Origin of the sequence: Streptomyces sp. NPDC047880, from assembly GCF_040706515.1 — a bacterium.
Taxonomy (GTDB): Bacteria; Actinomycetota; Actinomycetes; order Streptomycetales; family Streptomycetaceae; genus Streptomyces.
Window position 1 is genome coordinate 1 of the sequence record NZ_JBEZOK010000056.1, and the last position, 3,848, is coordinate 3,848.

Here is a 3,848-nt window from a genome sequence, read left to right on the forward strand (position 1 = left end):
TCGCCTCAGCCACAACGGAGTTCAGCCCGCCCCCCGGTCCCCGGGGGGCGGGCGTCCGGAGGAGCCCCCCGGGGCTTCGCGCAAGGAGCGAAGCGACGCAGCCCGCAGGGAGCGAAGCGACCGGAGGGCCGCAATAAGGAGGGCCCCCAGGGCCCGACGACTGCGGCGCACGGCCGGATCGCACCGAAGGTGCGATGCCCACCCACCAACCCGCGGCCGCACCGCCGGCCCCCGCCACCAGCGCCGGGGGAGCGCGAGGGGGCGGCGCTTGAGAGCGCCCCTCGCAACCCGGCCCCCCGGGCCGGGTGCCCCACGACGGCGCCGCGCGGCGACCTCGACCACCACGGCGCGACCGTCGCCCCCCGGCCGCACCGGAACACCTCGCCACGCCGAGCGGCCGCCACCGACGGCAGGCCGGCGCCCCCCGCCGCACCCGGCGCTCCCTCCCCGCACAGCTTCCGTGCCGTGCGGGGAGGGAGCGAACGGGCCTGTCAGAAGAGGGCTTCCCCGTCGAACAGTCCGATGGTGCCGGTGGCCTTGTCGTCCCCCATGCCGAACAGGGCGGCCTGTGCCGCCTTGGGCTTGACGGCGAACTCCGTGGCGGGCATGGCAAGCCAGTTCCTGGGCTCGGGGGCTGCCGGGGCCGTGGCGACCTTTACCGCGCGCGTCTGCACTTCCTCAAAGTCGGCGGTCACGATCTCCGTGCGCGGGGCGGCGTCCCGCCACTCGTCGACGTACTGGGACGTGTCAACGCTGCATCCCTGCTCCAGCGTCAGGCCCGTCTGCCGCTGGAACCGCTCGTACTGGGGGGTCGGCTCCTCGGTGCGGCGCACGCATCCGCTGTAGCGGAAGGGGGCCGACTCCTGGGGGATGATGAACAGCCCTCGGCGGGCCACCTCGGCGGCGACGTCGATGACGTGGTACTCGAACTGAGGGCCGCTGTAGCGGGGGGCCGTGCGCCCCTGTCGGGAGACCCGGCCGAACGGCGGGTTCGCTACGGCCACGTCGAACCGACCGCCCAGGTCCATCGTCGGCACGTCGAAGACGTCGCCGCAGATCCAGCGGGCTTCCGGCAGGATCTTGCGCCCGATCCGGACGTACTCCGGGTTCTTCTCCACGCACACGATCTCTCGGGCGGCGCCGTGGGCGCTGAGGTACTGGTGAGCGGTCCAGGCCAGGCGGCCGATTCCCGCGCACAGGTCGATGATCCGTCCGGCGCCGAACGCCTCCAGGATGAGGTCTGTGGCCAGTCCGCCCGGCGTGAAGAATGCGCCGTCGAGCCGGGCCGTGCCCTCCTCCATCCAGTGGTCCAGGACGAATTCCCGCTCATCCGGCGTGAGGTCGCGGTCCAGGTCGGCCAGGGCGGCCGCCTTGCGGTGCTGGATCGCGGTCTCGGTCTTCATCTTCGCCATGAGGCACGCCCTTTCGGTGCGGGTTTCGAGTGGTGGTGTCGGTCGGGGTGCCACCCCCTCCCAACAAGGACAACATTACCAGTGTTGGGCCGGAAACGGAAGCTGAAAAGGGGGTCTGACCAGGGTTTTTCTCGGATTCTTCGCGGTGCCGCGCGTGCCCTCCGGGCCGGGCCGACCCCCCTCCTTGCCAGCCGCTTCTCAGCACCACGGCGGACCCGCAGACGGCGGACGGCCCGCCACGTAAACCGCCCACCGCTGCCGCTCCCCCGGGCCGGCCCGCAGGCCGGGACCCTGGGCCGGCCACCGGCACCGCACGACGGCGCCGCGCGGCCACGCCGGCCACGACGGCGCGGCCGTCGCCCGCGGCGCTGCGGAGCCTGCCCGGGGCGCGACGGGCTGCACCCCTTCCGGGCTACCGGCGCGCCCGCCGCGACGGGGCACACCGAAGGGGCGGGCACCGCCGTGCGGTGCCCGCCCCTTCGGGGACTGCGCGGAGCCTAGAAGGGGGGCAGTCCGACAGCCGTCGCCCCTCGGGTGAGGAGGTGCCAGACGTCGGTCATCTCGGGCTGCTCGTAGACCCCCGGCCGCGCTTCGATCCGCTCAGCCTTCGTCTGGGCGGCCTCCACGGCTTCCTGGGCCTCCTTGATGCGCTCGGGGGTGACCTGCCCGGGGCGGCTGAGCATGTCCTGTGCGAGTGCCGCGCCGAGCCGCTGAACGGCGTAGGCGAGATCGAACAGCTCGGTCAGCGCGTCCGCGATCGGGTCGGCGGCGGGCTGCGCGTTGTCGACGACCACCTTGACGGGGAATCCGCATCGGCGGAGTTCGCGGGTGAGCCGGGCGAACCGGTAGTGGTCGAACGGCCAGGAACGGGTGCCAGGGGCGGTGAACGCCTTCAGGGAGTGGGACCACTCGAATCCGTGCTGCCGCAGGGTCGCCTTGACCCAAGGGTGCTGGTCGCTGAGGCGGGCAACGGTGCCGTAGACCCGGCTGTGCGTGATGGTGGTGGTGATCACGGGAGTTCCTCCGTGGTGCGGGTTTCGAGTGGTGGTGTCGGTCGGGGTGCCACCCCCTCCCAACAAGGACAACATTACCAGAGTTGGACCGGGAACGGAAGCGGAAACCGGGCCTGGTCTGGGGTTTTTCGCTGCTGCTCCCGGGGGCGGCAGCCACCGCCGCCCCCGGGAAGTAGTTCACTGCTTGGCGGTGCCCTGCGACTGCTGGGCCTGGTAGTCGGCCACCGCCTGCGCCAGGGTCCGCCCGACACTGCCGCGCGGGCCTTCGTACCCGTCGTGCCCCGGTGCGCCGTAGTCGGCCATGCCGCAGCTACAGCCGCGCACCTCCTCTTCCCCCTCCTCCTGCGGCGTGGCCTCTTCCGGCGTCCAGTCGAACGGGACCGGCCGTTCGTTCAGGTACAGGCGGAGCGCGGCGGCTCCGCTCTTGCGACTGTCGACGCTGAACACGGCCGTGCCGATGGCCGGAAGGCAGACGGTGACGTTGGTCCACACGTACGGGGCGGTACGCCACTCGTCGTGAACGACGCGAGCGGGTTCGACCTGGAAGAGGTCGGCCAGTGCTGCGGTGAACTCGCGCGCGGCCTCGCGCGTGTCGAGCGGGGACGGGGCGGGGGTGCCGTCGTAGCCGATGGCGGTATGCATCTGGAACTTCATGGCCTGCTCCTGGGTACGCGGTGAGGGTTTCGAGCGGGCCGGGGCGGCGGTGCCATCCGCCGCCCCGGCCGGGTGGGTCAGTGCTTGGCGGCGGCCTCCTCGTCCTCGGTGCGCCACAGGGGCAGGGCCTCGAAGTCCTGGGACGGCGCGAGCTTGACCACGGCGGCGCGCACGGTGGCGGCCTTGACCGTGGCGGGCATGAGGGCCGCGACGGCACGGGGGTCCTTGTTCGCGCGCCACATGGCGTACAGCACGCGCTGGCGCTCGGCGCGGGCGTTGGTCAGCGCCTCGCGGGCGGCCTGGTAGGCCGCCTCGGCCTCCAGTCCCTCCATCAGCAGGGGGGTGTCGATACCGTCACCCTCCCGCTGGCGGGCCGCCTCGATCATCTCCGCGCGCATCGCCTGGTAGGCGGCGTGGCCGATCGCCTCCGCCTCGGCCTGGCGCTCGGGGGTGATCTGCTCGCTCATGGTCCGTACCTCCGGTGATCGGGTTTCGAGTGGTTCTCGTTGTCCGGGGTGCCACCCCCTTCCAACAAGGACAACATTACCAGCATTGGACCGGAAACGGAAGCGGAAAAGGGGGTTTGACCAGGGGTTTTCTCGGAAATCTCGCGGTGCCGCGCGTGCCCTCCGGGCCGGGCCGACCCCCCCCTCCTTGCCAGCTCCTCCACCCGGGCCCCGGTGGGCCGGTCACCTTCTCCTCGACGTGCAGCTGCTCCGCTCCCCCGTCTCGAACCTCAGCCCCTGGCCGTCACCACGGCGGTGCCGGC

General features: G+C 72.4%; 4 protein-coding genes. All 4 read right to left on the reverse strand.

What is annotated here, in order from left to right; genetic code table 11:
• Positions 1-491: 491 nt before the first annotated feature.
• Positions 492-1,412: an N-6 DNA methylase gene (locus tag AB0937_RS38385; protein ID WP_366718835.1), complete on the reverse strand. Its 921-nt coding sequence runs from the start codon at positions 1,410-1,412 to the stop codon at positions 492-494.
• 497 nt (positions 1,413-1,909) lie between these two features.
• The gene (locus AB0937_RS38390; RefSeq protein ID WP_164350073.1) at positions 1,910-2,425 is read right to left on the reverse strand and encodes a hypothetical protein; all 516 of its coding nucleotides are present in this window, start codon (positions 2,423-2,425) and stop codon (positions 1,910-1,912) included.
• A 177-nt stretch (positions 2,426-2,602) separates the two neighbouring features.
• Positions 2,603-3,079, reverse strand: coding sequence for a hypothetical protein (locus tag AB0937_RS38395; RefSeq protein WP_366718838.1), 477 nt, complete (start codon positions 3,077-3,079; stop codon positions 2,603-2,605).
• 77 nt (positions 3,080-3,156) lie between these two features.
• Positions 3,157-3,546, reverse strand: coding sequence for a hypothetical protein (locus AB0937_RS38400; RefSeq protein ID WP_164350069.1), 390 nt, complete (start codon positions 3,544-3,546; stop codon positions 3,157-3,159).
• Between the last annotated feature and the right edge of the window lie 302 nt (positions 3,547-3,848).

Bases quoted from the DNA above. Each gene is read 5' to 3' on its own strand.
- AB0937_RS38400 (WP_164350069.1), bottom strand. From the start codon at position 3,546: ATGAGCGAGCAGATCACCCCCGAGCGCCAGGCCGAGGCGGAGGCGATC.
- AB0937_RS38395 (WP_366718838.1), bottom strand. From the start codon at position 3,079: ATGAAGTTCCAGATGCATACCGCCATCGGCTACGACGGCACCCCCGCC.
- AB0937_RS38385 (WP_366718835.1), bottom strand. From the start codon at position 1,412: ATGGCGAAGATGAAGACCGAGACCGCGATCCAGCACCGCAAGGCGGCC.